This is a genomic window from Candidatus Poriferisodalis sp. (genome assembly GCF_965237655.1).
In the GTDB taxonomy this organism is placed as follows: domain Bacteria; phylum Actinomycetota; class Acidimicrobiia; order Acidimicrobiales; family Poriferisodalaceae; genus Poriferisodalis.
Window position 1 is genome coordinate 1,199,278 of record NZ_CBDEGB010000002.1, and the last position, 26,392, is coordinate 1,225,669.

Annotated in this window: 21 protein-coding genes, 1 tRNA gene and 1 pseudogene; 15 read left to right on the forward strand and 8 right to left on the reverse strand. The window is 66.1% G+C overall.

Translation table 11 applies throughout. The features are described from left to right. Nucleotides 1-69 precede the first annotated feature (69 nt). The 7 genes and pseudogenes from ACPXYO_RS13615 (at nt 70) to ACPXYO_RS13645 (ending at nt 5,270) form a co-directional block, all read left to right on the forward strand. A complete protein-coding gene (locus ACPXYO_RS13615) occupies nt 70-1,668 on the forward strand; it encodes a DUF512 domain-containing protein (protein ID WP_423921463.1) in 1,599 nt (532 codons plus the stop codon). Next, nucleotides 1,665-3,101: a ribosome biogenesis GTPase Der gene (gene der, locus ACPXYO_RS13620; RefSeq protein ID WP_423921466.1), complete on the forward strand. Its 1,437-nt coding sequence runs from the start codon at nt 1,665-1,667 to the stop codon at nt 3,099-3,101. Before ACPXYO_RS13615 ends, der begins: the two co-directional genes overlap by 4 nt. Further along, on the forward strand, nt 3,098-3,331 hold the full coding sequence (locus ACPXYO_RS13625) for a hypothetical protein (RefSeq protein WP_423921468.1): 234 nt from the start codon (nt 3,098-3,100) through the stop codon (nt 3,329-3,331). The genes der and ACPXYO_RS13625 overlap by 4 nt, the downstream gene beginning before the upstream one ends. Nucleotides 3,332-3,406: 75 nt before the next feature. Next, nucleotides 3,407-3,484, forward strand: a tRNA-Pro gene (locus ACPXYO_RS13630). Nucleotides 3,485-3,508: 24 nt separating this feature from the next. Continuing rightward, nucleotides 3,509-4,123, forward strand: a complete 615-nt coding sequence (locus ACPXYO_RS13635) for a DUF6642 family protein (protein WP_423921471.1) — start codon at nt 3,509-3,511, stop codon at nt 4,121-4,123. Nucleotides 4,124-4,185: 62 nt separating this feature from the next. Beyond that, nucleotides 4,186-4,761 (forward strand): hypothetical protein, encoded by a 576-nt coding sequence (locus ACPXYO_RS13640; protein WP_423921474.1) that lies wholly within the window; start codon nt 4,186-4,188, stop codon nt 4,759-4,761. 137 nt (nt 4,762-4,898) lie between these two features. Beyond that, nucleotides 4,899-5,270: pseudogene (locus ACPXYO_RS13645) on the forward strand (DUF427 domain-containing protein). A 12-nt stretch (nt 5,271-5,282) separates the two neighbouring features. Here the strand turns inward: ACPXYO_RS13645 and ACPXYO_RS13650 are convergent. Continuing rightward, on the reverse strand, nt 5,283-6,551 hold the full coding sequence (locus ACPXYO_RS13650; RefSeq protein WP_423921477.1) for an NAD(P)/FAD-dependent oxidoreductase: 1,269 nt from the start codon (nt 6,549-6,551) through the stop codon (nt 5,283-5,285). 406 nt (nt 6,552-6,957) lie between these two features. On the opposite strand from ACPXYO_RS13650, the gene ACPXYO_RS13655 reads away from it, so the two are divergent. Continuing rightward, complete coding sequence (locus tag ACPXYO_RS13655) at nt 6,958-9,366, forward strand: ribonucleoside-diphosphate reductase subunit alpha (RefSeq protein ID WP_423921480.1); 2,409 nt, start codon at nt 6,958-6,960, stop codon at nt 9,364-9,366. A gap of 48 nt (nt 9,367-9,414) precedes the next feature. Then, nucleotides 9,415-10,512 carry a ribonucleotide-diphosphate reductase subunit beta gene (locus tag ACPXYO_RS13660; protein ID WP_423921482.1) on the forward strand — a complete coding sequence of 366 codons (1,098 nt, stop codon included), beginning with the start codon at nt 9,415-9,417 and terminating at the stop codon, nt 10,510-10,512. A gap of 18 nt (nt 10,513-10,530) precedes the next feature. On the opposite strand, the gene ACPXYO_RS13665 is transcribed toward ACPXYO_RS13660, so the two are convergent. From ACPXYO_RS13665 to meaB, 5 genes are all read right to left on the reverse strand, one after another. Continuing rightward, nucleotides 10,531-10,848 (reverse strand): type II toxin-antitoxin system PemK/MazF family toxin, encoded by a 318-nt coding sequence (locus ACPXYO_RS13665; RefSeq protein WP_423921485.1) that lies wholly within the window; start codon nt 10,846-10,848, stop codon nt 10,531-10,533. Next, entirely contained in the window at nt 10,835-11,074 is a 240-nt protein-coding gene (locus tag ACPXYO_RS13670; RefSeq protein WP_423921488.1) for a hypothetical protein, read from the reverse strand. The genes ACPXYO_RS13665 and ACPXYO_RS13670 overlap by 14 nt, the downstream gene beginning before the upstream one ends. Before the next feature lie 59 nt (nt 11,075-11,133). Next, nucleotides 11,134-11,511, reverse strand: coding sequence for a hypothetical protein (locus ACPXYO_RS13675; RefSeq protein ID WP_423921491.1), 378 nt, complete (start codon nt 11,509-11,511; stop codon nt 11,134-11,136). Between the two features lie 227 nt (nt 11,512-11,738). Beyond that, complete coding sequence (locus ACPXYO_RS13680; protein WP_423921494.1) at nt 11,739-12,803, reverse strand: S1C family serine protease; 1,065 nt, start codon at nt 12,801-12,803, stop codon at nt 11,739-11,741. A 617-nt stretch (nt 12,804-13,420) separates the two neighbouring features. Further along, nucleotides 13,421-14,407 carry a methylmalonyl Co-A mutase-associated GTPase MeaB gene (gene meaB / locus ACPXYO_RS13685; protein ID WP_423921496.1) on the reverse strand — a complete coding sequence of 329 codons (987 nt, stop codon included), beginning with the start codon at nt 14,405-14,407 and terminating at the stop codon, nt 13,421-13,423. Between the two features lie 56 nt (nt 14,408-14,463). On the opposite strand from meaB, the gene ACPXYO_RS13690 reads away from it, so the two are divergent. Further along, nucleotides 14,464-15,018 (forward strand): hypothetical protein, encoded by a 555-nt coding sequence (locus ACPXYO_RS13690; protein ID WP_423921499.1) that lies wholly within the window; start codon nt 14,464-14,466, stop codon nt 15,016-15,018. A gap of 49 nt (nt 15,019-15,067) precedes the next feature. Here ACPXYO_RS13690 and scpA read toward each other — a convergent pair whose 3' ends face one another. Both scpA and ACPXYO_RS13700 read right to left on the reverse strand, forming a co-directional pair. Then, complete coding sequence (gene scpA / locus ACPXYO_RS13695) at nt 15,068-17,317, reverse strand: methylmalonyl-CoA mutase (RefSeq protein ID WP_423921501.1); 2,250 nt, start codon at nt 17,315-17,317, stop codon at nt 15,068-15,070. Continuing rightward, nucleotides 17,314-18,831, reverse strand: coding sequence for a methylmalonyl-CoA mutase family protein (locus ACPXYO_RS13700; protein WP_423921504.1), 1,518 nt, complete (start codon nt 18,829-18,831; stop codon nt 17,314-17,316). The genes scpA and ACPXYO_RS13700 overlap by 4 nt, the downstream gene beginning before the upstream one ends. 193 nt (nt 18,832-19,024) lie before the next feature. On the opposite strand from ACPXYO_RS13700, the gene leuS reads away from it, so the two are divergent. The 5 genes from leuS (at nt 19,025) to ACPXYO_RS13725 (ending at nt 26,369) form a co-directional block, all read left to right on the forward strand. Beyond that, nucleotides 19,025-21,850: a leucine--tRNA ligase gene (gene leuS / locus ACPXYO_RS13705; RefSeq protein WP_423923864.1), complete on the forward strand. Its 2,826-nt coding sequence runs from the start codon at nt 19,025-19,027 to the stop codon at nt 21,848-21,850. A gap of 34 nt (nt 21,851-21,884) precedes the next feature. Further along, the gene (locus ACPXYO_RS13710; protein ID WP_423921507.1) at nt 21,885-23,567 is read left to right on the forward strand and encodes a thiamine pyrophosphate-binding protein; all 1,683 of its coding nucleotides are present in this window, start codon (nt 21,885-21,887) and stop codon (nt 23,565-23,567) included. 186 nt (nt 23,568-23,753) lie between these two features. Further along, the gene (locus ACPXYO_RS13715) at nt 23,754-24,245 is read left to right on the forward strand and encodes a helix-turn-helix transcriptional regulator (protein WP_423921510.1); all 492 of its coding nucleotides are present in this window, start codon (nt 23,754-23,756) and stop codon (nt 24,243-24,245) included. Further along, entirely contained in the window at nt 24,242-25,516 is a 1,275-nt protein-coding gene (locus ACPXYO_RS13720) for a HipA domain-containing protein (protein WP_423921513.1), read from the forward strand. The genes ACPXYO_RS13715 and ACPXYO_RS13720 overlap by 4 nt, the downstream gene beginning before the upstream one ends. A gap of 100 nt (nt 25,517-25,616) precedes the next feature. Further along, on the forward strand, nt 25,617-26,369 hold the full coding sequence (locus ACPXYO_RS13725) for an SOS response-associated peptidase (protein WP_423921515.1): 753 nt from the start codon (nt 25,617-25,619) through the stop codon (nt 26,367-26,369). Nucleotides 26,370-26,392 lie beyond the last annotated feature (23 nt).

The window sequence follows — 26,392 nt, forward strand, 5'->3', positions numbered from 1 at the left end:
GCAGCAACACAGTGTGGCAACTGGGCCGAGCCAGCAGGGCAAACGGTGACAGCTTCCTATCCTGAACCCATGTCCCGGCCGGTTGTTGTGGCGGTGGAGCCCGGCTCGGCGGCCGAGGTTGCCGGATTGGCTGTGGGCGACGAGGTGGTGTCGATCGACGGCGTCGTGCCGACCGACGTGATCGCCTGGCAGCTGTTGCTTGACGAAGCCGACCCCAGCCTCGAAATCGTGCGAGCCGGCAGCGCGGTCCAACTCGACGTCAGCAAGGACGCCGGGGTTCGGTTGGGTGCCGAGGTGAACGCTGCGATCTTCGACCGGGTTCAAACGTGCGACAACCATTGCGAATTCTGCTTCATCTATCAGTTGCCGCCGGGACTGCGCCGAAGCCTCTATCTCAAGGACGACGACTACCGGCTGTCGTTTCTGTACGGGAACTTCACGACGCTGACTCGCTTCACCGAGCTGGATCTCGAGCGGGTGACTGATGAGCGCCTGTCGCCGCTGTACGTGTCCATCCACGCCACCGACCCCGATGTGCGGTCTCGGATGCTGCGAAACCCGCGCGGAGCGACGAGCCTGCGATGGCTAGGCGCCTTGCTGGATGGCTGCATCGAAGTGCACGGCCAGGTGGTGGTGTGCCCGGGTGTGAACGACGGGGCAGTGCTGGCGGACACGCTGCTGGGCGTACTGGACCGATTCGGGTCGCTCGCAACACTGGCGGTGGTTCCGCTGGGTGTGAGCTCCCACCAGCGGGAGTCAGCGATGCGGCCGCACACGGCTGCCGAGGCCGCGGCAGTGATCGATCTGTGCGAAGGGTGGCAGCGGCGATTCCTCGACGTGCTGGGGCGGCGTTTGGTGTTCGCCGCCGATGAGTACTACCTGCTCGCCGAGCGGCCCTTCCCGGACGCGTCGACCTATGGCGAATTCCCGATGCACGAGGACGGCATCGGCATGGCGCGAGCCTTCGAGCAGGAGTTCTGGGCCGCAGCACCGGATGCACCCGACGACGGCAACGGGGCGCCCCAGGCCCGAGCGCCAGCTGCTGGCTTCTTCTCATGGGTCGACGGAGCGCCGGCGGAGGGCTACCGGGCGGTCCGGGTGCCGGGGCACGGCGCCAACCGCAGCGGCGAGGTGGACGCCGAAGGTTTGCCGCTCAGCCTCGGCTCGTTGCCGGTGAATGTGCCGGTGAATGTGCCGGTGAATGTGATTGTGTCACGGCGGCCGCGGCGAGTCCGGCCCGACGTCGACCGGCCGATCGGCGTCCTGACCGGCACCTACGGTGCTGCTGTACTCGAACCGCTGGTAACGGCGTGGCGCACCGGTGCGGCTGCTAGCGAAGGGTCCGGCGTGCCTGACGTGCGCGTCATCGAAGTCTCCAACCGGTTCTTCGGCGGAAACATCGGCGTGACAGGCCTGCTCGCTGGTGCCGACATCGCGACCACGCTGGCCGGCGAACCGCAGGGGCATCGTTATGTCTTGGCAGACGTATGCTTGTCGGGCGGCAGATTCCTCGATGGCAAGACGCCCGCAGAGCTGCCCCAGCCGGTCGAGATCGTCCCGACGAGCGGCACCGCCCTGCGGCAGCTGCTCGATGCTGCGGTGCGGTCCGAGTCTGCCCGGGCGTCGGGCAACGAGGCTGCGCCTCACCCAGCGGGAGCTGCCCGATGAACGCGGGCCTGCCCGTGGTGGGGATCGTGGGGCGACCCAACGTGGGCAAGTCCACCCTGTTCAACCGGCTAGTCGGGCGACGCGAGGCCGTGGTGGCGCCCGAGCCGGGTGTGACCCGCGATCGCAAGATGGCCCCCGCCGCCTGGCGCGGGCACAAGTTCCTGGTGGTGGACACCGGTGGTTGGTCCGCTGCCGGCAACACACTCGACGACAAGGTGTCGGCCCAGAGCGAGCGAGCGATGGCCGACGCCGACGTGCTCCTGCTGTTGGTCGACGTGACCGTCGGCATCACCGAGCCCGATGCCCGCATCGCATCCATGCTGCGCCGCAGCGGCCGGCCGACCCTGGTCGTTGCCAACAAGGCCGACAGCGGCACCCGTGACGACGGGCGATGGGAGTTCAACCGCCTGGGTCTCGGCGAGGCGTGGGCGACGTCCGCGTTGCACGGCCGCAACGTCGGCGACCTGCTCGATCGGCTGCTGGAACTGCTCGACGTGGATGAAGCCGATGCAAGCCTCGACCACGACGACGGCCAGTTGCTCAACCGCAGCAATGAGGCATCGCATGACGAAGACCCGTCCGCCCAAGATGAGTCCGCCCAAGATGAGTCCGCCCAAGATGAGTCCGCCCAAGATGAGTCCGCCCAAGATGACCAAGACGCCCAAGACAAGGTGCCGGCGGTGGCGATCGTGGGCCGCCCCAATGTGGGCAAGTCGACCTTGTTCAACCGGCTCATCGGCGACGAACGGTCTGTGGTGCACGACCGGCCCGGCACGACCCGCGACACCATCGACACTCTCGTGGAAACCGAGGCAGGGCCCGTGCGGTTCGTGGACACAGCGGGCATGCGGCGCAAGGCCCGGGTCGACGCGGACACCGAGTACTACGCCAACCTGCGGGCGCTGCGGGCCATCGATGCCTGCGACGTGACATTGCTGGTCATTGATGCCACTGAAGGCGTGACGGCGCAGGACCAGCGGCTTGCTGAGCGCATCGACGGCGCCGGTTGCCCGATCGTTGTGCTGCTCAACAAGTGGGAGACGCTGGACGCCGAGCACCGTGAAGGTGTGCTGGGGGAATTGGCGCGTCGCCTGCACTTCGTGGGCGAAGCGCCAGTGCTGCGCATCAGCGCGCTGTCGGGCCGGGGTGTGCACCGGTTGGTGCCCGCGATAGAGGCTGCAATGGAGGCGTATGAATCGAGAGCGCCGACGGCAAAGGTGAACGAGATCATCCAGCTGGCGCAATCCGCCCAGCCAGCCCCCGGCGGGGCACGGGTGCTGTATGCCACACAGGTCGCCACCCAGCCACCGACGTTCACACTCTTCGCCAACCGGGAACTGCCGGCGACCTACCTGCGCTATCTCGAACGTCGCTTGAGGGAGGCGCTGGGCCTGGCCAAGACTCCTCTGCGGCTGCGGGTGCGACGACGATGAAGCGCCGTGCGCCACCCAGCGCGCCACGGCTGAACCGTCGCCCGCAGGCGGCCGATGTGGCCCACCCGGAGCGACGGCCTCACGGCCGCGACGACCGTCGAGTGCAAAGGCGCAGCGGCGCTCCGTGGCATTTCTGGCTCGTCGTCGTCATGGCAACGGTGTATCTGGGCTGGCGGGCCATCGAGGGCATCGTGTGGCTCATCCAGTGGATCGGTGGCGCGATCGGCTGAGCGTTCGGGCCCGTCGAATCGGAGAATCCGTCAGCGGCTCGCAGCGCGAATGAGGCGGTATCGTGCTCGCCTACACGGGCTGTGGCGCAGTCTGGTTAGCGCACTGGTCTGGGGGACCAGGGGTCGGAGGTTCAAATCCTCTCAGCCCGACCACACTGAGACTGACCTGGGTCGTTCATGGCGAAGGATGCTGCAGCAACGGCGGTCACTCCCACTGCGGGGGCGACGCGGCGATTGGCCACCGGCGTGTTCGCATTCGAGGGCGACGACTCCGACGCCGATCTCCGTCAGCAGTTCGGCGTGGCGTCGCTGCTGTATACGGTCCGCGAGCTCAGCGGGCTGAAGTTCATCCGCCGGGACATCGGAACAGCAGGCGAGCTCTATTACTACGTGCGCAAGTGGACCCAGCAGCGCTACCGGGACTATCAGGTGGGCCATTTCGGGTTCCACGGCAGGCCCGGCGAGCTGTGGCTGAGCGGTTCGACCAAGGTGACCCTGGACGAACTGGCCGAGGTCATTGACGGTCGGGCCGGCGGCCGGATCATCTACTTCAGCTCGTGCGAGATCATGGGTACCGACGACGCGGCATTGCGACACTTCCGTGAACGCACTGGTGCGAGCGCAGTAATCGGGTTTCTCAAGCGGGTCGGAGGCAGTCTGGAGCTTCCGGCGTTCGAGCTCCTGCTGCTGCAGGCGCTCAACGACGACGTGAAGATCGGTGCCGTCGAGGACCGTCTGCGTCGTCAGCATCCCTACCTGTGCGACCTGCTCGGCCTCAAGATCATCAGCTGACCGTTCGCCCCGGCTGGGACGCGCAGCTTGCGCTCTGGGGGCGGGTTGTCATTGCTGCATTGATGGTTGGGCTCGTCCTGAGCTGCAGCGAAAACGCAGTCAACGATGAGGAGATCGAAGATCAGCTCTCGCACCGCGATGTCGAATGCCGAGAAGCCATCGACGTGCTCGAAGAGCCTGGAGCCGGCTACACGGCACACGGCTCTGACGGCGGGTTCATTGCGCTGCCCGCGTCGGTGATGCAACTCGGGCGATGGGCGCCGGAAGGCTCGGGCTTTGAGGACTATCGGTTCTCAAAGTTCGGGCTGCTCGTGCGCCGCTTCCGGCAAGTATCGCTGGAGATCGTGAGTGCCCCCGAGGGCGCGTTCTTTGACTACGGGGGGAGCGCATTCGTGTCCGGAGGTGCTCTGATGGTTGGTCCATGTGACACCGATGGTCCTGAATGTGTGATCGAGCCCACCGAGCACCTGAGTGTTGGGCCTTGTGGCTCCGATCGCGGTGAATGGGTCGTATGGGCGGGTGGAATCTGGGTGAACGAACCCGGCTGCGTCGAGGTGATCGCCTCCTCCGATGACGAGGAGATCCCAGTGTGGCTAGCGGTCGGTGCTTCCTGCGATGGGACAGCTGCGAAGTCATGATCGTTCCAAAGAGCCTTGGTCGTAGCGGGACACCTTGTCGGTGCACCGACGCCGACGGAGCAATCGGGTCCGTCGAGTGGATGCGTGGCCGGGGCGGTGCAATGATGAGCGACAGGAAAGCTCAAGGAGGAACGCAGATGAGCGAGGCAACGATCGAGCATCGGAAGCCCGAGATTGCAGTCGAGCCCGAGCCGGGCCGGGTCACCGTTCGGGTGGATGGCGTGGTGGTGGCGGAGTCGACCTCGGCTGTGGTGCTCACGGAGGGGCGGTTGCCGCCGCGCCACTACCTGCCTGCTTCGGACGTGCGGATGGACCTGTTCCGCTCGACCGTCACATCGACTCATTGACCGTGGAAGGGCGACGCCAGCTACTGGTCAGTAGCAGTCAACGGTCGCAGCTTTGACGATGTCGTGTGGTCGTATCCCGATCCGATCCCCGAGATGGCCGAGATCGCCGGGTTGATGAGCTTCTACGCCGAGCGCGACGAGGTGTCCCAGGTCATTTCCTGAGCCCCGGCCCCCTCAGCTCAGCGTGGTGGCCAGTTCGAGCGCTTCGTCCCACGTGGGGTGGCCGGCGAGCAGGCGGCGGAATCGCACGAACGGCCTGATTGAGTCGAGCGCCATCACGGCGCTCAAACGCCCGTCGCGCCGGTAACCGGCCAGGAACGAGCGGTCCGACGCTGACCCGACCAGCACCTCGACGTCATCGTCGGCGTCGGGATGTCCTGCGACCTGGATACGGGCGTCGTATTGGTCGGACCACACGAAGGGCACCGAGTCGTAGGGCTGTGCCTCATCGGGTGCCATCAGGTTGCGCCCGACTGCCATGCCGTGCTCGACCGCCGCTGTCCAGTGCTCGACCCGGATGGGTCCCGCGCCATGCCACGGGCTGAGCCATCGATTGGGAGCCCGCGCCACGTCACCCACGGCGTAGACACCCGGGGGGCCGCAGCACAGCGTGGCGTCGCAGACCACTCCGTTGTCGATCCGCAGTCCTGAGCCCTCGAGCCATCCCGTGTTCGGGACGACCCCGATGCCCACGACCACGAGATCGGCGTCGACCCGGCTGCCGTCGGCCATGGCGACCGCCTCGACCCGATCGGTGCCCAGCACGCCCGAGACACCGACGCCGAGTCGGAGTTCCACACCGTTCTGGTCGTGCAGCGCACCCACCCGCGTGCCCATCTCGGCACCCAGCCCCCGCACAAGCGGCGCCGAGGCTGCTTCGATGACCGTCACCTCGCATCCGCGAGCCTTCGCCGAAGCGGCAACCTCCGATCCGATGAAGCCGCCTCCCACCACGGCGACGCGTGCGCCGGCGACGAGACCCTCCCGGATAGCTGTCGAGTCGTCGAGAGTGCGCAGCGTGTGAACGCCTTCGATGCCCTCGGTTCCGGGCAACGGACGGGCTGCTGCGCCTGTGGCGATCACGAGTGCATCGAACGGCACCGTGTCGCGGCTGTCGCCGCCCGCCGATCCGTTGGCAGCCGGCTCGATCGCAACGGTCCGGTTCTCCAGGTCGAGCCCCACTGCCGCGGTTCCAACCATCACATCCACGCCGAGTTCGTCGTAGGCACCGTCGGCGTCCAGCATGAGCTGGGGAGCCTCCCGCTCGCCGGTCAGGAACTCCTTCGACAGGGGAGGCCGGTCGTAGGGCAGATGCGATTCGGCGCCGATGAGCGTCAGCGCACCGTCATGTCCGGCAGCCCGAATGCTGTGCGCAGCGCGCGCGCCCGCGAGGGACGCTCCCACGACCACGATGCGCTTGGGCCGGTTCTCATCAGGTGACACACGAGCAGTGTTGCAGCCGCGGACGCGCCGAGGGCGCTCAGTAGCCCGGAGCGTCGGCTGTGCGGAAGCGACCGGGCTGGGGCCGGCAGCCTCTGTGTTCACTCGGCGCTCTGTGTTCACTCGGCGCTCATCTCGCGATGCGCAGCGCGCGTCGCCGCGAGCCGACAGCGCCGAATCCGGCCAATTCCCGCTGGATCCGGCTGAAGCTCGCCACAGCCGTCTCGGCGCGCTAATAATGTTCCTCACATCTCTGTAATTACAGCAGTGTCATTCGGGCAGTGTGCTGCGGGTCGGCATCACGCCACGGCGTCGCTGCCATGCAGAGGCATGAGAGGGACGAGAACGACATGACCACCACACGTCGCACGGCGCACCTCGGCGTCTGCCTGCTCCAGGGCCGGCCGGCATGAGCGTCACCGAAGCGCCAGCGACTGAGACACAGCAGCAGGCCGCAGATTCGCCCGGAATGCGCGTGCAGAAGCGTGACGGCTCGATGCAAGCCGTCGACGTCAACAAGATCGTCCGCGCGGTACAACGGTGCGCCACCGAACTGCCCGGTGTCGATCCGATGCGCGTCGCCACCCGGACGATCTCGGGTCTCCATGACGGTGCTACCACGACCGAGCTAGACGAGCTGTCGATTCGGACTGCTTCGGCGCTGATCTCCGAGGAGCCGAACTACTCGAAGCTCGCAGCCCGACTGCTGGCGACCTTCATCGACAAGGAAGTCCAGAACCAGAACATCTACTCGTTCAGCCAGTCGATCGATCTCGGCGGCGAGTGCGGGCTCATACACCCCGACGTCGTGGCGTTCGTGGGCACGAACGCTCGCAAGCTCAACGACGCCATCCTGGCCGAGCGCAGCAACGGCTTCGAATTCTTCGGCTTGCGCACCGTCTATGACCGCTACCTGCTCCGCCATCCGCAGCGGCGGTCCGTCATCGAGACGCCGCAGTACTTCCTGCTGCGGGTCGCCTGCGGCCTGTCCCGCACCGCGGAGGAGGCCATCTCGTTCTACGAGCTGATCTCCAGCCTGCGTTACCTGCCGTCCTCGCCCACGCTGTTCAACTCCGGTACTGCCCACCCGCAGATGTCGTCGTGCTACCTGCTCGACAGCCCCGAGGACTCCCTCGAGGGCATCTACAGTCGCTACACCGACATCGCCAAGCTGTCCAAGTTCGCTGGCGGGATCGGGGTGGGCTGGCACCGCGTGCGTTCGCGCGGCTCGCTGATCAGCGGGACCAATGGCCTGTCCAACGGCATCGTGCCGTGGCTCAAGACGCTCGATTCGTCAGTGGCGGCGGTGAATCAGGGCGGCCGGCGCAAGGGCGCCGCATGCGTCTATCTGGAGTCGTGGCATGCCGACATCGAGGAGTTCCTGGAGCTGAAGGACTCCACCGGTGACCATGCCCGGCGCGCCCACAACCTCAACCTCGCGAATTGGGTCCCTGACGAGTTCATGCGCCGGGTCGAGAACGACTGGCAGTGGTCGCTGTTCGACCCCAAGCGCGTGCCGCACCTCACCGACCTCTACGGCGACGACTTCACCGAGGCGTACCGGGAAGCCGAAGCCGAGGGTCTCTACGAGGAGCAGGTGTCTGCCCGGCAGCTCTACAGCCGCATGATGCGCACGTTGGCGCAGACCGGCAATGGATGGATGACCTTCAAGGACGCCTCGAACGCCAAGTCCAACCAGACCGGACAGCCGGGCAACGTCATCCACCTGTCGAATCTGTGCACAGAGATCCTCGAGGTCACCAGCAGCGCCGAGACGGCAGTCTGCAACCTGGGCTCGGTCAACCTCGCCAAGTTCGTACGCGACGGAGCCGTCGACTACGAGGCGTTGGGCGAGGTCGTGCGCACTGCGGTGCCGTTCCTGGACCGTGTCATCGACATCAACTACTACCCGACGCCCGAAGCAGCCCGTTCCAACGAGCGTTGGCGCCCGGTCGGGCTCGGCGTCATGGGCCTCCAGGATGTGTTCTTCCAGCTCAACCTCGCCTTCGACTCGCCGGAGGCCTCAGAAGTGTCGGCCCGTATTGCCGAGGAGATCTACTACTGGGCGGTCTGGTCAAGTTGCGAGCTGGCCCGCCAGCACGGTCCGCATGCGGCCTTCAGCGAGACCCGGGCCGCTGCAGGAGAGCTGCAGTTCGACCTGTGGGGCGTCGAACCAGCAGACCCGGCGCGCTGGGCCGAGATGCGCGAGCGCATCGGCCAGCACGGCCTGCGCAACTCGCTGCTCATGGCCATTGCACCGACGGCCACCATCGCCGCCATCTCCGGCTGTTACGAGTGCATCGAACCGCAGGTGTCGAACCTGTTCAAGCGCGAGACGCTCTCGGGCGAGTTCATGCAGATCAACCGCTACCTCGTGCGCGAACTGCAGGCGCGCAGCCAGTGGAACGAGGCCATGGCGAACCGGGTCAAGATGGCCGAGGGCTCGGTGGCCGACATCGCGGAGATCCCCGCCGAAGTGCGTTCGGTGTACCGGACCGCATGGGAGCTGCCCCAGCGGTCGCTCATCGACATGGCTGCAGTACGCGGCGCTTTCGTCGACCAGAGCCAGTCGTTGAACCTGTTCATGGAGAGCCCGAATATCGGAAAGCTCTCCTCGATGTACATGCATGCGTGGAAGTCGGGCCTCAAGACCACCTACTACCTGCGCTCGCGGCCTGCCACCCGCATCAATCAGACCACTACCGACACCGCGTCGCAGCCTGACGCGACAATCGCTGCCATGCCCGAAGCTGCAGTTGCCGCCGAGGCAGTCGCGTGCTCCCTGGAGAACCCCGAGACATGCGAAGCCTGCGACTGAGCAGTCCCTGATCGACAAGAGGCCCACTAGGGAGAGCAGAGGATCCTCATGGCACTCGTCCAGCCAGAGCCCGAATTGGGGCCCGAGCCGAGTCCACAAGCCGTACCCCAACCCGTCCCGGCCGCCGAACCTGCAGTACGGCAGGGCAACATCTTGGACCCCGGTTTCGAGTTGACGCTGCGTCCGATGCGGTACCCGCAATTCTTCGACATGTACCGCGATGCCATCCGCAACACCTGGACAGTTGAGGAGATCGACTTCTCCGACGACATCGTCGATCTCAACCGCAAGCTGGCTCCGGCCGAGCGGCATCTCATCAACCGGCTCGTGGCGTTCTTCGCAACCGGCGACTCGATTGTTGCGAACAATCTGGTGCTGAACCTGTACCAGCACATCAACAGCCCTGAGGCTCGGATGTACCTGAGCCGGCAGCTGTACGAGGAAGCGCTGCACGTGCAGTTCTACCTGACGCTGCTGGACCACTACATCCCTGACATCTCCGAGCGGGCGGCGGCATTTGCGGCCATTGAGAACATTCCCTCGATCGCCGCGAAGGCCGAGTTCTGCTTTCGCTGGATGCACAGCGTCTGGTCGGTCGATCGACTCACGACGGTCGAGCACCGCAAGGCGTTCGTGCTCAACCTCATCTGCTTCGCAGCCTGCATCGAAGGGCTGTTCTTCTTCGCTGCCTTTGCTTACGTCTATTTCCTGCGATCGAAGGGGCTGCTGAACGGCTTGGCGGCCGGCACGAACTGGGTGTTCCGGGACGAGTCGGCGCACATGAACTTCGCTTTCGAGGTCGTGCGCACGATCCGGGCCGAAGAACCCGAATTGTTCGACGTGGATCTGGCTGAACGGATCCGCCAGATGGTCACCGAGGCGGTCGACGTCGAGACGAAGTTTGCACACGACGTGCTGTCGGGTGGCGTGGCGGGCATGTCGGTGACCGACACCCGGGCGTATCTGGAATTCGTCGCCGACCAGCGTTTGGCCCAGCTCGGCCTTGCCAAGCACTACGGCTCGAAGAACCCCTTCTCGTTCATGGAACTGCAAGATGTGCAGGAGCTCACGAACTTCTTCGAGCGCACCGTCGCCAGCTACCAAATCGGCGTCGAAGGCGAAGTTGCCTTCGACGAGGACTTCTGATCTAGAGTTCTCTGTCTCTTAGCCGAGGTCAAAGACCGTGCTGAGGGCAGAGTCGATTCCCCACTGCTCTTCGGGGTGAAGATGGCCTACGAAATCGCCCAGGCGAGTCATGTCGACCGCGCCCACCTGCTCGACGAGTACGGCCGTGCGCTGCCCGTCGAGTTCGATGATGGGTCTGAAGGAGGCTGGCCGAGCGCTGGCCGAAGTGGGCGCCACTAGCACGACCGAGCGCGGCAGCAGCGCGTCGGACTGCACGACAACTCCGAATCGTCGCCCATGTTGCTCGTGGCCAACGCCTCGGGGAAGACGCAGTTCGTAGATGTCACCCCGGCGCACGGAGATGTTCCATCAGACTCGCTACAGCGGTCATCTCGGTGCGGTCGGCGACGTCGGCCTCGAGGGCGGCAACCTCAGCGGCCAGTGCCGAGCGGGAGCGTCGCCGCGCCGCTTCGTGCACCAGCGATGATCGGATGGCCTCCGATTGCGTCAGCCCCTGAGCCTCAAGCTGGATCAGTGCACGGAGGGCCTCCTCATCGAGTCGCACAGAGATCGCCCGAGCCATGGCAACAACATATCGCGAAATGTGATACACACCCGGGCAGGTTGGACACCGGCCACAAATCAGAAATTCGCGTAGAACATCGCGAGTCCCAGAATGACGAGAATCGGCACGGCTGCAATCTGTGCACCTGCCATCACCATGCTGGCGGTGGCAAGTCGGCGTCGTGGCTCGCTCATCCTGTGCCTCGAACTGGCCGCGATGATGGCGAGCACAATTCCGACTGAACCGTTGAAGGAGACGACGACATAAAAGGCATCGACTGAATCGCTGTCTGCGAGCATGGCGGCCGCGAATGCGATCGAGATCAGCAGGCTCGCCGACAACACGAGAAAGCTGAAGACGGCAACGTTGTCGGCCCACTGCTTTGCTTCGAGACGACTCGGCGCAGCGCTGGCCCCAGGCGGTGTCGCCGGACGTGGCGTTTTGCGTTCATTCATGGGTTGGCTTCCTTGAGTCACAGCTCGCATTCGCGTTCAGAGCCGGGACCTCATGCTCATAGAGGGTCAGGGCCTCCTCTCAAAGCAGGTACGGCATCGTTATGTGGAGCACCGCCATGACCAATCGCTCTGCGCGGCCCCGCAGCGCCTGTCGAAGCATCAGTTCATATCTTGGACGAACAGGAGATAGGAACCTGTGGTCGAACTGCTTGTCTCGTCGAAGTAGCTCACGTTGATGTAGCAGGTGCCGCTGGTGGGAACCGGAAGCGGATCTCGGGATTGAGGCTGCCGCCCAGGAAGTTCAGAGGGCCGCTGTCGTCGTCTTCGGCTACGAAGCGGCCCTCGTCGTCGTAGAGACGAACGCTCTGGGGCAAAACACCCTCGTCGTCGACCTCTGAGTACGTCCCGAACAAGTCAGTCACCCACAACCACGCGTCGGTGCAGCCATGCAATCGCACATCGACGTCATCGTCTCCGTCATGGTCGATCCAGAAGCTCTGAGTGTGGAGTCCGGCGGGAAGCGTGAATCGTTGTTGAGTGCTGCCGGTATCGCCGAATCTTGACGCCCAGTCGACGGAGTACCCGTAGTCGTCGTCTTCGTCGAGCATGAGTTCGATGATCTCGGCTTGGTCTGCCGCCGAAGTGGCGATGCTGAAGTTGGCTTGAGTCCAACTCCATGTCGAGACGCCCACGACCCGGCCGCGGCCGTCGATCAATGCGCCGCCACTCTGACCGCCAGTGATAGCGGCATCGGCTTGCAACAGCGTCAGGTCGTAGCTGGCCCACTGGCGGATGCGAGACAGGATGCCCCGTGTAATTGAAGGCTGGGGGGCTACTTCGAACTCGGCGGGGTACCCGATGAGGTAGAGGTCGCTGCCCGGCGGCAAGTTCTCCCCATCGGCGAGTGCGAGCTTCCTCTTGGTGGTTTGAATCGGGCCGAGCACGGCGATGTCGGCCCATGGATTCGTCGCTAGCACCGGGACGTTCGTGTACTCCGTGCCATCGGGGAACAGCACCGTCGCCTCGCTGCACAGCCACACGACGTGGTCGTTGGTGACGATGTAGCCGCCTTCGATCAGGATGCCGCTGCCATGGCCTGCGCAGGTGCGCACAATGGGAATCGAAGGTGACACTTGAGCGAAGGTCTCGGCGGCGGACAGCGTCGCGCTGGTACCGTTGTCGCTCGAGCCAGAGGTGGCAGAGCCACCGCAGCCTCGACTGCCGGCTGTGCCGCTTCCTGCATTGTTCGGGGTGGCGCCTGCAGTTGCCGCGAGCAGTCGTTGCACCTCCACGCCGACTGCTCGGCCCCGACACGGACTCAGCGGTCCTCCAACGATCTGCGCCAGAAATTCGGATCATCGTCCGGCCTGACAGCTTGCTGTCCGGAACCGCTCCAGTGCCTCCCACCACGTAGCCACCGGCTGCTGCGACGGCGAGGCATTCGAGTTCACTGGGTGGGAAGGGCTCGTTGCGTGCTCCTGCGAGGATGATGCACTCGGTGCCGACAGCACCGGCGAGCGTGACTGCGGAATACATGTCGGACTGAGCGCCGGCATCGGACGCCACGACGATGGGCAACGCGCCGACGCAATTGCCGTTCTGAGCCAGTGGCGGTGTCAGGGGCGGCGGCTCGTGTGCACCAGCCGGCGCGCTGCCGAGCAACGCTGACGCCACGACGGTCACCGAGGCGAGTGCGACGCCTCAACGCCGGCGTGGGCGGTATCGAGGACGAGCGGAAGAGCCGCGCTGGTGCCCAGGAGGCGATTCGACGGGGTACTTGGCCATTGCGCGTTCTCCGGAGCCAAGCCATTGGAAAGTCAAGCCAACGTTGGCTCAACAGGTTGTCAACTGAGCTGAGTTCCATGCACTAGTTGCCGGCAAATATGCGTGGCTATGCGGCCAGCGCAGCTCACGAGCGGGAGGCGTCGAAGGCCGCCAACAGCTGGTCGACCGCGTTAGCCGGCGTCAGGTGGTCGGACCGCACCTGTGCTTCGAGGTCGGCAAGCAGGTCGTGCACGTTCGCTGCGAGCTGAGCGCGCATGCGTTCGGTCAGCATCGCCCGCATCCAGCGCACTCGCTGGTCGGCGCGGCGCGCTGCCAGCTCGCCGGAATCCGACATCAGCCGGCGATGTTCGAGCACGTGTTCCCACATGGTGTCCAGGCCGTCGCCGGCCAATCCTGAGCACGTGATCACTGGGGGAGTCCATGTGGGCGAGGCCGGCTGGGTCATGTGCAGCGCCAACTCGTAGTCACGCGCTGCCGCGCTGGCGCGCTCGACGTTGTCCCCGTCGGCCTTGTTGACCGCAATGAGATCGGCGATCTCGAGAATGCCCTTCTTGATCCCCTGCAGGTCGTCGCCGGCACCCGCCAGCATGAGCACGACAAAGAAGTCGACCATGTCGGCCACGGCGGTCTCTGATTGGCCGACGCCCACCGTCTCGACAAGCACGACGTCGAATCCCGCCGCCTCGAGCACACCGACGGTCTCGCGGGTGACGCGTGTCACGCCGCCCAGTTGGCCCGCAGTCGGCGACGGTCGAACGAAGGCTGCAGGATCGTTCGCAAGCGCAGTCATTCGGGTCTTGTCACCGAGGATGGAACCGCCGTGGAGCGCTGAGGTCGGGTCGACGGCGAGGACGGCCACGCGGTGCCCGCGCTCAGTGAGCATCGTGCCGAGCGTCTCGATGAGCGTGCTCTTGCCAACTCCGGGCACACCGGTGATGCCCACGCGGTGCGCACCGCCGCTGTAGGGCAGCAATTCATGGAGCAGGTCCTGCGCCGGCTGAGCGTCAGCGGGCCGTTGGGACTCGACGAGCGTGATGGCCCGGCCGATGGCGGCACGGTCGCAGGCGCGCACTCCGGAAGCAAGTTCCCCAAGAGCTGCGATGGCGGCCACTGTGTGCAAGGTACCGGGGCGCAGGGGTCCGTTCGGTATTCGGGCAGAATGTCGCCGTGGGTATGTTGAAGCGCATCCGCACCGCAGACCGATCCCATCCCGCGGATCAGTTCCTGCACCAGGGCGATCATGTTCACGCGCTCGTGCCGGCACAAGGCGGCCTGCACCCGTTCACGCTGCTGCTGATCGGTGTGGTGGCGCTGGCGGGCATCGTGCTGACGGTTGACTTGCCGTGGGTGCAGATCAGCCTGATCTCGACAACGGTGTTTGCCACCGTTGCGGTGCTCAGCATGTCGCGCTACCGACTACTGGCCCTCACCGATGCGGACATAGTGGTCATGCGCACCCGGGCCCTGCGCCCGGCCAAACCCGTGGAGCTGCTCGAACGCATCGAACGCATCGAGCCATTCGGCATCCGCGGCTCAGGGTGGGGTCAGATCGTCGTCGGCTCGGAAAAGCTGTGGGTACACCGCCGCTACCACGGCCAACTTGACGATGCCGACACGCGGCTCGCAGCTGCGCCGCGCCGCCTCCGCTCGGCGTCCAGCACGGCATACCGCGGTACCCGGGCCAAGAAGAAGATCCGCAATGTGGGTGGCCGCCACCGCTGAGCCGCGCCGTGTGAGTTCGCGCCGATGAATCGGCGCGGGGCCGGACCAGCTAGTCGGCGGACTCGAGCAGGTCGAGCATCTCCGCCGCAGCGTGGGCGATGACCGTGCCGGGCGGGTAGATCGCTGCGGCACCCGCAGCTCGCAGCGCTTCGAAGTCCTGCGCCGGGATCACACCGCCGACAACGACGAGGATGTCGGGTCGCCCCAGCTCGGCGAGAGCGTCCCTGAGTTCCGGGACCAGAGTGAGATGTCCCGCCGCCAGCGAGGAGGCGCCCACGATGTGCACATCGTTTTCGACGGCCTGGCGCGCTGTCTCAGCGGGTGTGCTGAACAGCGGGCCGATGTCGACGTCGAAGCCGAGGTCGGCGTACGCGGTCGCCACCACCTTCTGCCCCCGATCGTGACCGTCCTGGCCCATCTTGGCGATCAGGATGCGCGGCCGACGCCCTGTCCGCTCGCCGAAGGCGGCGACCCGGGCGCGCACTGCATTGACCGTGGCCGCCATCGGGTTTGTGCCGTCGGGGCCAGATTCGTTGCCAGCCATCTCGCTCCCGTACACGCCGCTGATCGTGCGGATTTGCGCAGTGTGCCTGCCGAACGCGTCTTCCATTGCCGCGCTGATCTCTCCCACGGTGGCATGGCAGCGCGCAGCGTCGATGGATGCGGCCAGGAGATTTCCCTCTCCTGTGCGCGCCACCTCCCGCAGCGCATCCAGCGAGCCCTTTATCGCATCCCGATCACGCTCCGCGCGCAGCCGGTCCAGCTTTGCAAGCTGCGCGGCACGCACCTCCGCGTTGTCGACTCGCAGGATGTCGACCTCGGCGTCGAGCTCGGACCGGTAGCGGTTCACTCCCACGATCGTCCGCTGGCCCGCCTCGATGCGTGCCTGCGTCCGGGCGGCGGCCTCCTCAATGCGCATCTTGGGAATCCCGGCTTCGATTGCGCGGGCCATGCCGCCGAGCTGCTCCACCTCGGCAATGTGGGTTGCCGCCCGTCGCGCCAGCTCGGCGGTGAGACGCTCCACGTAGTAGCTGCCGCCCCAAGGATCGATCACCCGGGTCGCGCCGGCCTCGTGCTGTAGGAACAGCTGCGTGTTGCGGGCAATGCGGGCGCTGAAGTCGCTCGGCAGCGCCAGGGCTTCGTCGAAGGCATTCGTGTGCAGGCTCTGGGTGTGGCCGTCGACGGCGGCCATGGCCTCGATACACGTCCTCACGACGTTGTTGTACGGATCCTGCGCCGTGAGCGACCAGCCCGAGGTTTGGCAGTGGGTTCGCAGCGAGGTCGACCGCGGGTTCTCCGGCTCAAAGGCAGACACCAGCTTGGCCCACAGCAGCCGGGCGGCCCGCAGCTTGGCGACTTCCATGAAGAAGTCCATGCCGATGCCCCAGAAGAAGCTGAGGCGTGGCGCGAAGTCATCGATGTCCATGCCGGCGCCGATGCCGCACCGCAGGTATTCGAGGCCGTCCGCCAGCGTGTAGCCGAGCTCGAGATCGGCCGTCGCCCCGGCTTCCTGCATGTGGTAGCCGGAGATCGAGATCGAGTTGAAGCGCGGCATTTCGGCCGACGTGAAGTCGAAGATGTCGCTGATGATCCGCATGGATGGCTGGGGCGGGTAGATGTACGTGTTGCGGACCATGAACTCCTTGAGAATGTCGTTCTGAATGGTCCCGGTGAGCTGCGCGGGGGCAACTCCCTGCTCCTCTGCAGCCACGACGTACAGCGCCAGGATGGGCAGCACAGCGCCGTTCATCGTCATCGAAACGCTCATGCGGTCAAGCGGGATGCCGTCGAACAGCGTGCGCATGTCGAGAATCGAGTCGATGGCCACACCGGCCATGCCCACGTCTGAAGCCACTCTGGGATGGTCAGAGTCGTACCCCCGATGGGTTGCGAGGTCGAATGCCACCGACAGGCCACGTTGGCCGGCCGCAAGGTTCCGCCGGTAGAACGCGTTGGAGTCCTCGGCGGTGGAGAATCCTGCGTACTGGCGGATCGTCCAGGGCTGGTTGGTGTACATCGTCGGGTACGGACCGCGTAGGTACGGGGCGAAGCCGGGGAACCCGTCGAGGTAGGTGCGCTGGTCGGGGTCTCCGCTGCCGGCGTAGAGGCCGGTGGTGTCCGCCGCGACGTACAACGGCGCCACATCGATGCCCTCAGGCGTGGCGCTTGCAGCGGGGGAGCGACCGGTCACCTCCGCGAACCGTGCCTCCCATGCCGAGAGGCTCGCGCCGTTCGATCCCGGCTCATCACCGGCACTGCCGACGAGATCGAGCTGCGAGAAATCTCCGACTGCGCTCATGACTCCAACGCTCCGGCCTCGTAAGGAGCAGCCCAGCGATGCACGCCCAGGCTTGCGCCGAGCTTGCTGCGGTTGGACTCAGACGTCGCGCCGACCTCAGTCGGGTCGACGAACTCGGTGACTCCGACGAGCACTCGCTCGCCCGCTGCGATCCGTTCATCGCGGTGCTCCCGCTCGGCAGACAGCGATGCTTCGAGCTCACCGCTGGCCATGACTGCACAGATGCCCCCGGCGGCTTCGATGTTGCGAAAACGATCCCAGGAAGCGCTCGCCATGGACCGGGTGAGGTCTTCGACGTACCAGCTGCCCCCAGCGGGATCGATGACCGAGCCGATGCGGCTCTCGTGGCGCAGGATCAGCTGCGTATTGGCCGCTACCCGCCACCCCAAGGCGCTAGGCGCTGCCGCGGCGCTGACGGTGTCGAACGGGCGGACCGTTATGGCGTCGACACCCCCGTTCGCAGCGCCGAAGGTGGCCGTTGTGGCCCGCAGCATGTTCACCCATGGATCGAGTTCGCTCAGCATCGCTGTCGAGGTCACGGCGTGCAGACGCAGGGGCAGCCCTGTACCTCCGACGATGTCGACGCCGCATGCGCTCAGAACGCGGGCCCAGCACATGCGCAGCGCCCGGCACTTGGCTGTCACCACGAAGGGATCGGGTCCGGCTGAGATGGTGAAGCCAACCAGTCGGGCAGCGGCTGCGGGATCAAGGCCGGGGCCTGCGGGGGCATCGCATGCCGCGCGCAGCCAGGCCACGCCGGTGGCCAGCGTCGCTGCAAGTTCCGAAGCGTCAGCCGCCCCGGCATCGGCAAATACCGAGCCGTCGGCCTCCAAGGGCACCCCTTGCGGCCAGCGCTCGGCGAGGTCGGTAGCGCTGAGTGCGGCACGCTCCACAGCGGCCACGAGCTCATTGGCGTCGCCAGGGTCGGTGTCCGCTGACCAGCCGCAGGCTGCAGCTGCGATCGGATCCACCCCCAGCCACGAGCGATTGCGCCCGGGTTCGCAGCGCTGACGGCGCAAGACCTCCAGCAGCGCCTCGGCGTGCGCGGGCGAGGTGCCGGCCTGCAGGTGGATCGTGACACCCGCAGCGGCAGCATCGCCGATGCAAGACGCCAGCGCATCAGCGTCGTCTTCGGCGCTCCAGCCGCGGGCCACTGTGACGGCATCCACTCCCGACGTTGTGTCGACGGTGACTGCGTCGGGCGTGCCAGGCCGGCGAACGTCGTGGATCTGGCGGACTTCCCAGCCCTGTCCACCGCTCGCTGCGGTAGCGCCCCGAACGTACGGCGTGTCGCCTGGAATTCCGGCGAGGTTCCCTTCGGTGCCATGTCGGTGGGGCGAATACAGCGGCGCAGTCTCGATGCCGTCGATCAGCATTGTCTGCAGCGATGACAGTGGCTGACCGCGCAGTGCCCCTTGCGCCGCGGCTTCCCAGTCGACTTCGGTGACGTCAGCGAAACCTGGGTCTGCAAACAGCGAGCCGGGCTGGGAAGGCACAGTCTCAGGAGCGGGCACGGTCCGCAGGGTAGCGGTCGCTCCTTGAGCAGGAATGTGCTGGTAGCAGAAGGGATTTGCGGGCAACCGTGGCATCCTTGCCCGCATGAATGCCCCCGCATCGGCCTCAAGCTCAGGCGCGGGAACAGCCGCTGAAACTGAGTTCTCGGAGTCCGGTGCGGACGAGCTGCCGCCCTATCGCTACAACGCCCAAATGGCGAACGAGATCGAGCTGCGCTGGCAGGCGCAGTGGCGCGCAGACGGCACCTACCACACGCCGAACCCCAGCGGCCCGCTCGCAGGCCCGCAAGACCCTGCCGTACTCCTGAGTTCGACTGCTTCGGCCCCACGAGGGCCGCTGAGTTCGACTGCTTCGGCCCCACGAGGGCCGAAGCTCTTCATCATGGACATGTTTCCGTACCCGTCGGGTTCGGGACTGCATGTCGGGCACCCGCTGGGATACATCGGCACCGACGTATATGCGCGCTTCAAGCGCATGAGCGGATACGTGGTGCTGCACCCGATGGGCTATGACGCGTTCGGCCTGCCCGCCGAGGAGCACGCCCGTCAGACCGGTGAGCATCCCCGCATCAATACCGAGCAGAACATCGCCACGATGTCGCGCCAGCTCTCCCGGCTGGGCCTCGGTCACGACGACCGGCGATCATTGGCCACAACCGACGTCGAGTACTACCGCTGGACGCAGTGGATCTTCGTGCAGATCTTCAATTCTTGGTACGACACCGAGACGGACTGTGCCCGCCCGATCGCCGAGCTGATCGAGCTGTTCGAATCCGGCCAGCGGGCCACCGCCGACGGCGCTGCGTGGACACTCATGAGCGAGACCGAGCGACGGCTCGAGTTGGACCGCTACCGCTTGGCATACCTGGGAGAAGCGCCCGTCAACTGGTGCCCAGCCCTGGGCACGGTACTGGCGAACGAAGAGGTCACCGCCGACGGTCGGTCTGAGCGGGGCAACCACCCTGTGTTCCGCCGGCCGTTGAAGCAGTGGATGATGCGCATCACGGCCTACGCCGACCGCCTGCTGGCTGATCTCGACCGGCTGGACTGGCCCGAAAGCGTCAAGATCATGCAGCGCAACTGGATCGGGCGCAGCGAGGGCGCGCTGATCAGCTTCGCCACCGACGCGGGCCCAGACGTTGACGTGTTCACCACACGCCCCGACACGATCTATGGCACCACGGCCATGCTGCTGGCGCCTGAGCACCCACTGGCCGACAAGCTCGTCGCCGACCGGTGGCCGTCGGGCACCGATCCCCGCTGGACCGGCGGCGCCGCGACGCCTCGTGAGGCGCTGGAGGCGTACCGGGCCCACGCCGCGGCGATGAGCGACCTGCAGCGGCAAGAGAACCGGGACAAGACAGGCGTGTGGCTGGGAGTCAACTGCATCGTGCCCACCACCGGTGAACCCGCGCCGGTGTACGTGGCCGATTATGTGCTCATCGATTACGGCACCGGGGCGGTGATGTCGGTGCCCGGCGAGGACCAGCGCGACTGGGACTTCTCCGAGCAGTTCGGGCTGCCGATTGTTCGCACCACCCAACCGCCACCTGACTATGAACCGAAGGCCTACGTCGGCGAGGGCCCGGCCATCAACAGCAGTTTCCTGAACGGGATGGGCTCAGCCGAGGCGAAGGCCGCCATCTGCGACTGGCTGGAGGCCAACGGCCACGGAAGTCGCACGGTCACCTACAAGCTGCGGGACTGGCTCTTCAGCCGGCAGCGCTACTGGGGCGAGCCCTTCCCGATCGTGTTCGACGAGACGGGCCTGCCGCTGGCCGTGCCCGAGAGCGAACTTCCGGTGGTGTTGCCAGAGCTCATCGACTGGGCGCCGAGGTCCCTTGACGAGTCCTCGGATCCCGAGCCGCCCTTGGGCCGGTCCACTGAGTGGGTGACCGCCACCTACGACCTCGGCGACGGCGAGCGCACTTACCGTCGCGAACTCAGCACGATGCCTCAGTGGGCTGGGTCGTGCTGGTACTACCTGCGCTACCTCGACCCGACTAATGACGAGGTCCTTGTGGATCCCGACGTGGAGCGGTACTGGATGACCGATGCTGCCGGCGGCGTCGGCGGCGTCGACCTGTATGTCGGTGGCGTGGAGCACGCCGTGTTGCACCTGCTCTATGCCCGCTTCTGGCACAAGGTGCTGTACGACCTGGGACACGTCGGCGGGCCGGAGCCGTTCGGTCGGCTCTACAACCAGGGCTACATCCAGGCCGCCGCGTACCAGGACCAGCGTGGCGTGTACATCGAAGCGTCCGAAGTGGACGAGCGCGACGGGAAGTTCTTTCACGGTGATGTCGAAGTGACGCGCCACTTCGGAAAGATGGGCAAGTCGCTGCGCAACGCTGTGACGCCGGACGACATCTACGGCGCGTACGGGGCAGACACGCTGCGGACCTATGAGATGTTCATGGGGCCGCTGGATCAAGGTCGGCCCTGGGAGACCCATTCGGTGATCGGCTCGCACCGATTGCTGCAGCGTGTGTGGCGGAACCTGGTCGACGAAGAGACCGGCGCGCTGACAGTGTCAGATGTCGAGCCTGATGCGGATCTGGAGCGCTGGGTGCACCGCACCATCACTGCGGTCACCGATGCCATGTCGGATCTGCGCTTCAACTCGGCCATCGCACGCATTACCGAGCTGAACAACGAGCTGACCCGCCGTGGCGGCCCGACTCCCCGGCCGGTCGCGGACGTGCTGGTGCGGCTGCTGGCGCCGCTGGTGCCGCACCTCGCAGAGGAACTGTGGTCAAAGCTGGGCAATACGACCACGATCGTCTATGCCCCGTTCCCGGTGGCCGATCCGACATTGCTGGCAGCCGAGGTCATCGAGGTGCCGGTCCAGATAAATGGCAAACTGCGCAGCCGCATCACGGTCGACGCCGCCATCTCGACCGCCGATCTGGAGGCCGCCGCGCTGGCCGACGAACGCATCTCACAGCTCACCGCCGACACCGACATCCGGCGAGTCGTGACCGTACCGGGCAAGCTGGTGAACATCGTGTTGGCGTAAGCCAGCAGCATCGAACACCCGCTGGGGGATCAACATGAGCGGCAAGGAAAAGCGCGCACTGGGCGTCACGGCCACCGAGACTCACGGCGGCAAGCTCGCAGCGCGGGCGCTGAAGGCAGCCGGCGTGGAATGCGTCTTCACTCTGTCCGGCGGTCACGTCATGGGGATCTACGACGGCTGCCTCGACGAGGGCATCGACATCGTGGACGTACGCCACGAACAAGCGGCCGTGCACGCTGCCGATGCGTGGGCGCGTCTCCACCCGGGCAAGGTCGGCGTTGCCATCCTCACTGCAGGCCCGGGAGTGACTGACGGCGTGACCGGCGTCGCGAACGCCTGGCGTGCCAACTCGCCGATCTTGGTCTTCGGAGGTCAGGGACCGTTTCGTCACGCCGGACGGGGCTCGCTGCAGGAGATGGACCACGTGTCGCTCATGCGGCCCGTGTCGAAGTGGTCGGGCGCGTGTCTCGAGACCCGCCGTATCGCCGAGTACATCGAGCTGGCGGTACGCACGGCGCTGAGTGGTGTGCCCGGGCCTTCGTTCTTGGAGATCCCCATGGATGTGCTGCACGGCAAGGTGGATCTCGACGCGGTGGCCATACCGCCGTTTCGCGACTACCGAGTCGCGTCGTCCGCACCTCCCGATGTGCTTGCTACCGCAGCAGAGATCATCGCCGACGCCCGAACGCCCGTCGTGATGGCCGGCACGTCGCTGAAATGGAGCGAGGGCGGTGCCGCGCTGGCTGCGTTTCTGGATGCCACGGCCATCCCGTGCTACGTGAACGGCATGGCCCGCGGCGAGGTCAATTGGGACCATCCATCGTTCCTGTCGCTGACGCGGGCCCAGGCGCTTGCGGGGGCTGACGTGGTGATCCTGGCCGGAACGCCGCTCGATTTCCGCATGAAGTTCGGCCGGGCCATTCCTGCCGGCGCCCGCATTGTGCAGCTCGACCTGGACGAGACGCTCATCGGGCAGAACCGTGCCGCCGAAGTGGGACTCGTCGGCAACCTGGGCGCCAACTTCGAGGCGCTCTCGGAATTGTTCAAGTCGAGCGGCGTCTCGGTGGACGCCTCGGCGCACCTGGCTGCGCTCGCTGCGCGCGAGGCCGAGCTCGACGAAGCACGCAACGCCGAGCTGAACAGCGACGAGGTGCCGATCGACCCGCTGCGGCTGTGCCGCGAGATCGCCGATGCCGTCACCGATGACATGATCGTGATCGGCGACGGGGGTGACATCGTGGCCCAGGCGTCCAAGGTCATCCGCGTGCCGCGCCGCGGCACCTGGATGGACCCCGGCCCGCTCGGGACGCTTGGCGTGGGGATGCCGTTCGCTCTCGCTGCGCAGAAGGCTCACCCTGACAAGCGGGTGCTGATCGTGTACGGCGACGGTTCGTTCGGCCTGAACGGATTCGAGTACGACACTGCGGTGCGCTTCGGCCTGCCCATTGTGGGCGTCGTCGGCAACGACGCGGCGTGGGGCCAGATGCTGCGGCCGCAGGCCAGCCTGTACGGCCAGGATCGGGTCGTCGCCACCGAGCTGAACTACACCCGCTACGACAAGGTGGTCGAGGCCATGGGCGGCCACGGTGAGCATGTCATCGAGCCCGGCGAGATCGCACCGGCACTTCGCCGTGCATTCGACTCGGGTCTCCCGGCACTGGTGAACGTCGAGATTCGCCAGGATCGCGGAGCCATGAAGGGCTCCACTTACGTGTAACGACGCACAAGGTCGGGACTGACTGCGCGCATTTGAAGTAATGCACAGCGTCTGATGACAGCGGGCGCATTCGATACGATGCATTCCACACAGGGCGATCCTATGCATCTAAAAGGCTGCATCGAAGCATCCACAGTATAATGAATCGGATACAATGCAAGCACTTCTCCAGGACGGCCCGTAGCGATGACCGATGACGCGAACACACGTCCGACGAGCACAGGCCCGCCGCAGGTCCGGCCTGCTGGCGCCAAGCATCGACGCTCTATTGACGTCTACACGGTGGAAGGCATGGGTGCCGCGCTTGCCCGGCTGCGTCGCGAGGCCGGGCTCACGCAGACCCAGTTCGGTGAGATGGTCGGCGCATCGCGCCCGTGGGTATCCGATCTTGAGCGTGGCAACCTGCGCCGCGGACAGCTCGATACGGCACTGGCGTGCATCCATGCGTTGGGCTACCGCATCGTGCTGGCAGACATCGATACCAAGCCCTCGGTGCTCGACGATCTGAAGAACAGCATGCGCCGCGGCCCCCTCGCCCGCCGCCCTGCCGGCTGCGTGGCCCCGATCGGGAGCGCCGACGAGGACTCACCTTCGCCCGCCGTCGCCACCCGCAGTGGGCAGCACCCTCCGGAGTCCTGCCGAGTCGCTGCAGGCAACGAGTACGACTCGTCACGATGACGAGGCAGCTCGCAATCCTGCTGAACGGCAGGATGGCCGGCACCGTCCACGACGATGCCGATGGCGCCTCATTCGTCTACGACGACGACTACCTCGACGGCGGCCCCGATTCTGTCCCCCTGTCGCTCAGCATGCCGCTGACGCGACGGCGGCACCCCGGGGGTGCGATCAAGACATGGCTGCAGGGCCTGCTCCCCGACAACGCCGAACTGCTCCGGTACTGGCAGCAGGGAACCGGTGCAGCCTCGGTGGATCCATTCGATCTGCTCGCCACCGCGATGGGCCTCGACTGCGCCGGCGCCGTGCAGGTTTGCCCCGCTGCGGAAGCCGACACTGCACTGTCCCGCGGCGGGAGCTATGAGCCGCTGAGCGAGGCGGAGGTGGCGCGGCGACTGACGTCCATCCGGCACCGAACGCACCTAGCGAGAGATGTCTTTGTGCCCGGCTACTTCAGCCTCGCGGGAGCGCAGGCCAAGATCGCGCTCCATCGTCACCAGGGCGCGTGGCATCAGCCGCACGGCACTGCCGCCACCACGCACATTCTCAAGCCTGCTGTTTTCCTGACACAGCACCAAGCGGTCATCGAGCACCTGAGCATGGCCGCGGCGAGACGCTTGGGGCTGCCCGCAGCGGGTACGGAGGTGGCCGTCTACGAGGGCTGCGACACGGTCATCGTGGAGCGCTATGACCGTCGGCACGTCGGCGGCCACGTGCTGCGGCTGCACCAAGAGGACATGTGCCAGGCCTTGGGCCTGGCCTCGACGCTGCGCTATGAGCAGCAGGGCGGACCGTCGCAGGCCCGGATCGTGCGACTGCTGCGCAGGCACTCCACATTGCCTGCCGACGACATCGCCGACCTGGTTGATGCGTTGGTCTACAACTGGGTCATCGGTGCCCCCGACGGCCACGCCAAGAACTTCAGTCTTCTGCTGGATGGCGCTGAGGTGCGCTTGGCGCCGATGTACGACGTGTGCACTGTGCTGCCCTACCTGGATCCCGAAGAGACGCCCATGCATGCGTTCGCCGTCGGCGGCAGCCACGCGGTCGCTCCAGACGAGGCGGTGCCGTGCTGGACCCGCTTCGCCGCTGATGTCGACGTGCCCGCCGACCCGCTCCTCGTCCGCATCTGCGACATTGCCGCTGCTGTGCTTGACGCCTTCGCCGCTGAAGCAGCGCTGCTGCCGGGCGACCTCGCCTCCTCCCCCCGCGTCACCTTGCTGCTTGATCGCCTCGGCGCCCGCACAGAGGCCTGCCTCGCCCACGTGTGTTGAGACGGTGATGTGTCAAGCGAAGTGCCCGGGTCACGATCCTGTCTTGGCCCATCCGATGGCCCGTACGGCCGAATTCGCACGGCGGCTCTACGATCAGCACATGTGCGGGCGCTTCGTCTCAGCGGCGGATCTGGAGGCGGTGGCGGCGTATTTCGACACCCCATTGCCTGGCTTCGATGCGCCTCGCAGCTACAACGTGAGCCCGACCACCGACATCGTGGCAGTTGTGGGCGCGGAGGATTCCCGCCGGCTCGAGACATTCCGGTGGGGCCTCGTGCCGCCGTGGTCCAAGGATCCCAGCAAGGGCCCGCCGCTGTTCAACGCGCGATCCGAAACGGCGGCGACGAAGAACTCCTTCCGCGGCCCGTTCAAGCGCCGCCGATGCATCATTCCCGCCGACGGCTTCTACGAGTGGCCAAAGGCGCCGACCCGCACGAGCCGCGACGACCGCCCGCTGCCGCACTACATCACCCGCGCCGACGGCGGCATGCTCGCCATGGCTGGCCTGTGGGAACGATGGTCGCCACCCGATGGCGCTCCCGGTGATGATGGCAACTCTGGCGGCGACGGAGCTGAGGTGGCTCGATCAGCGCTGCACTCGGCGACGGTGCTGACCACCGCAGCAAACGGCTTCATGGCGCCGATTCATGACCGCATGCCGGTGCTGCTGGAGCGTTCTGCGTGGGATGCCTGGCTCGACCCATCCAACGAAGATGTAGGCGAGTTGTCGGCCATGCTCGTGCCCGCGGCTGAGGGGATCCTGCGCTCGCATCAGGTCGGCCGCGCCGTGGGCAACGTCCGCAATCGCGACGCCAGCCTCATCGAGCCGACCGAGTCGGATCAGCTGTTCTAGCGCCGCTTCAGTGCCATCGGATC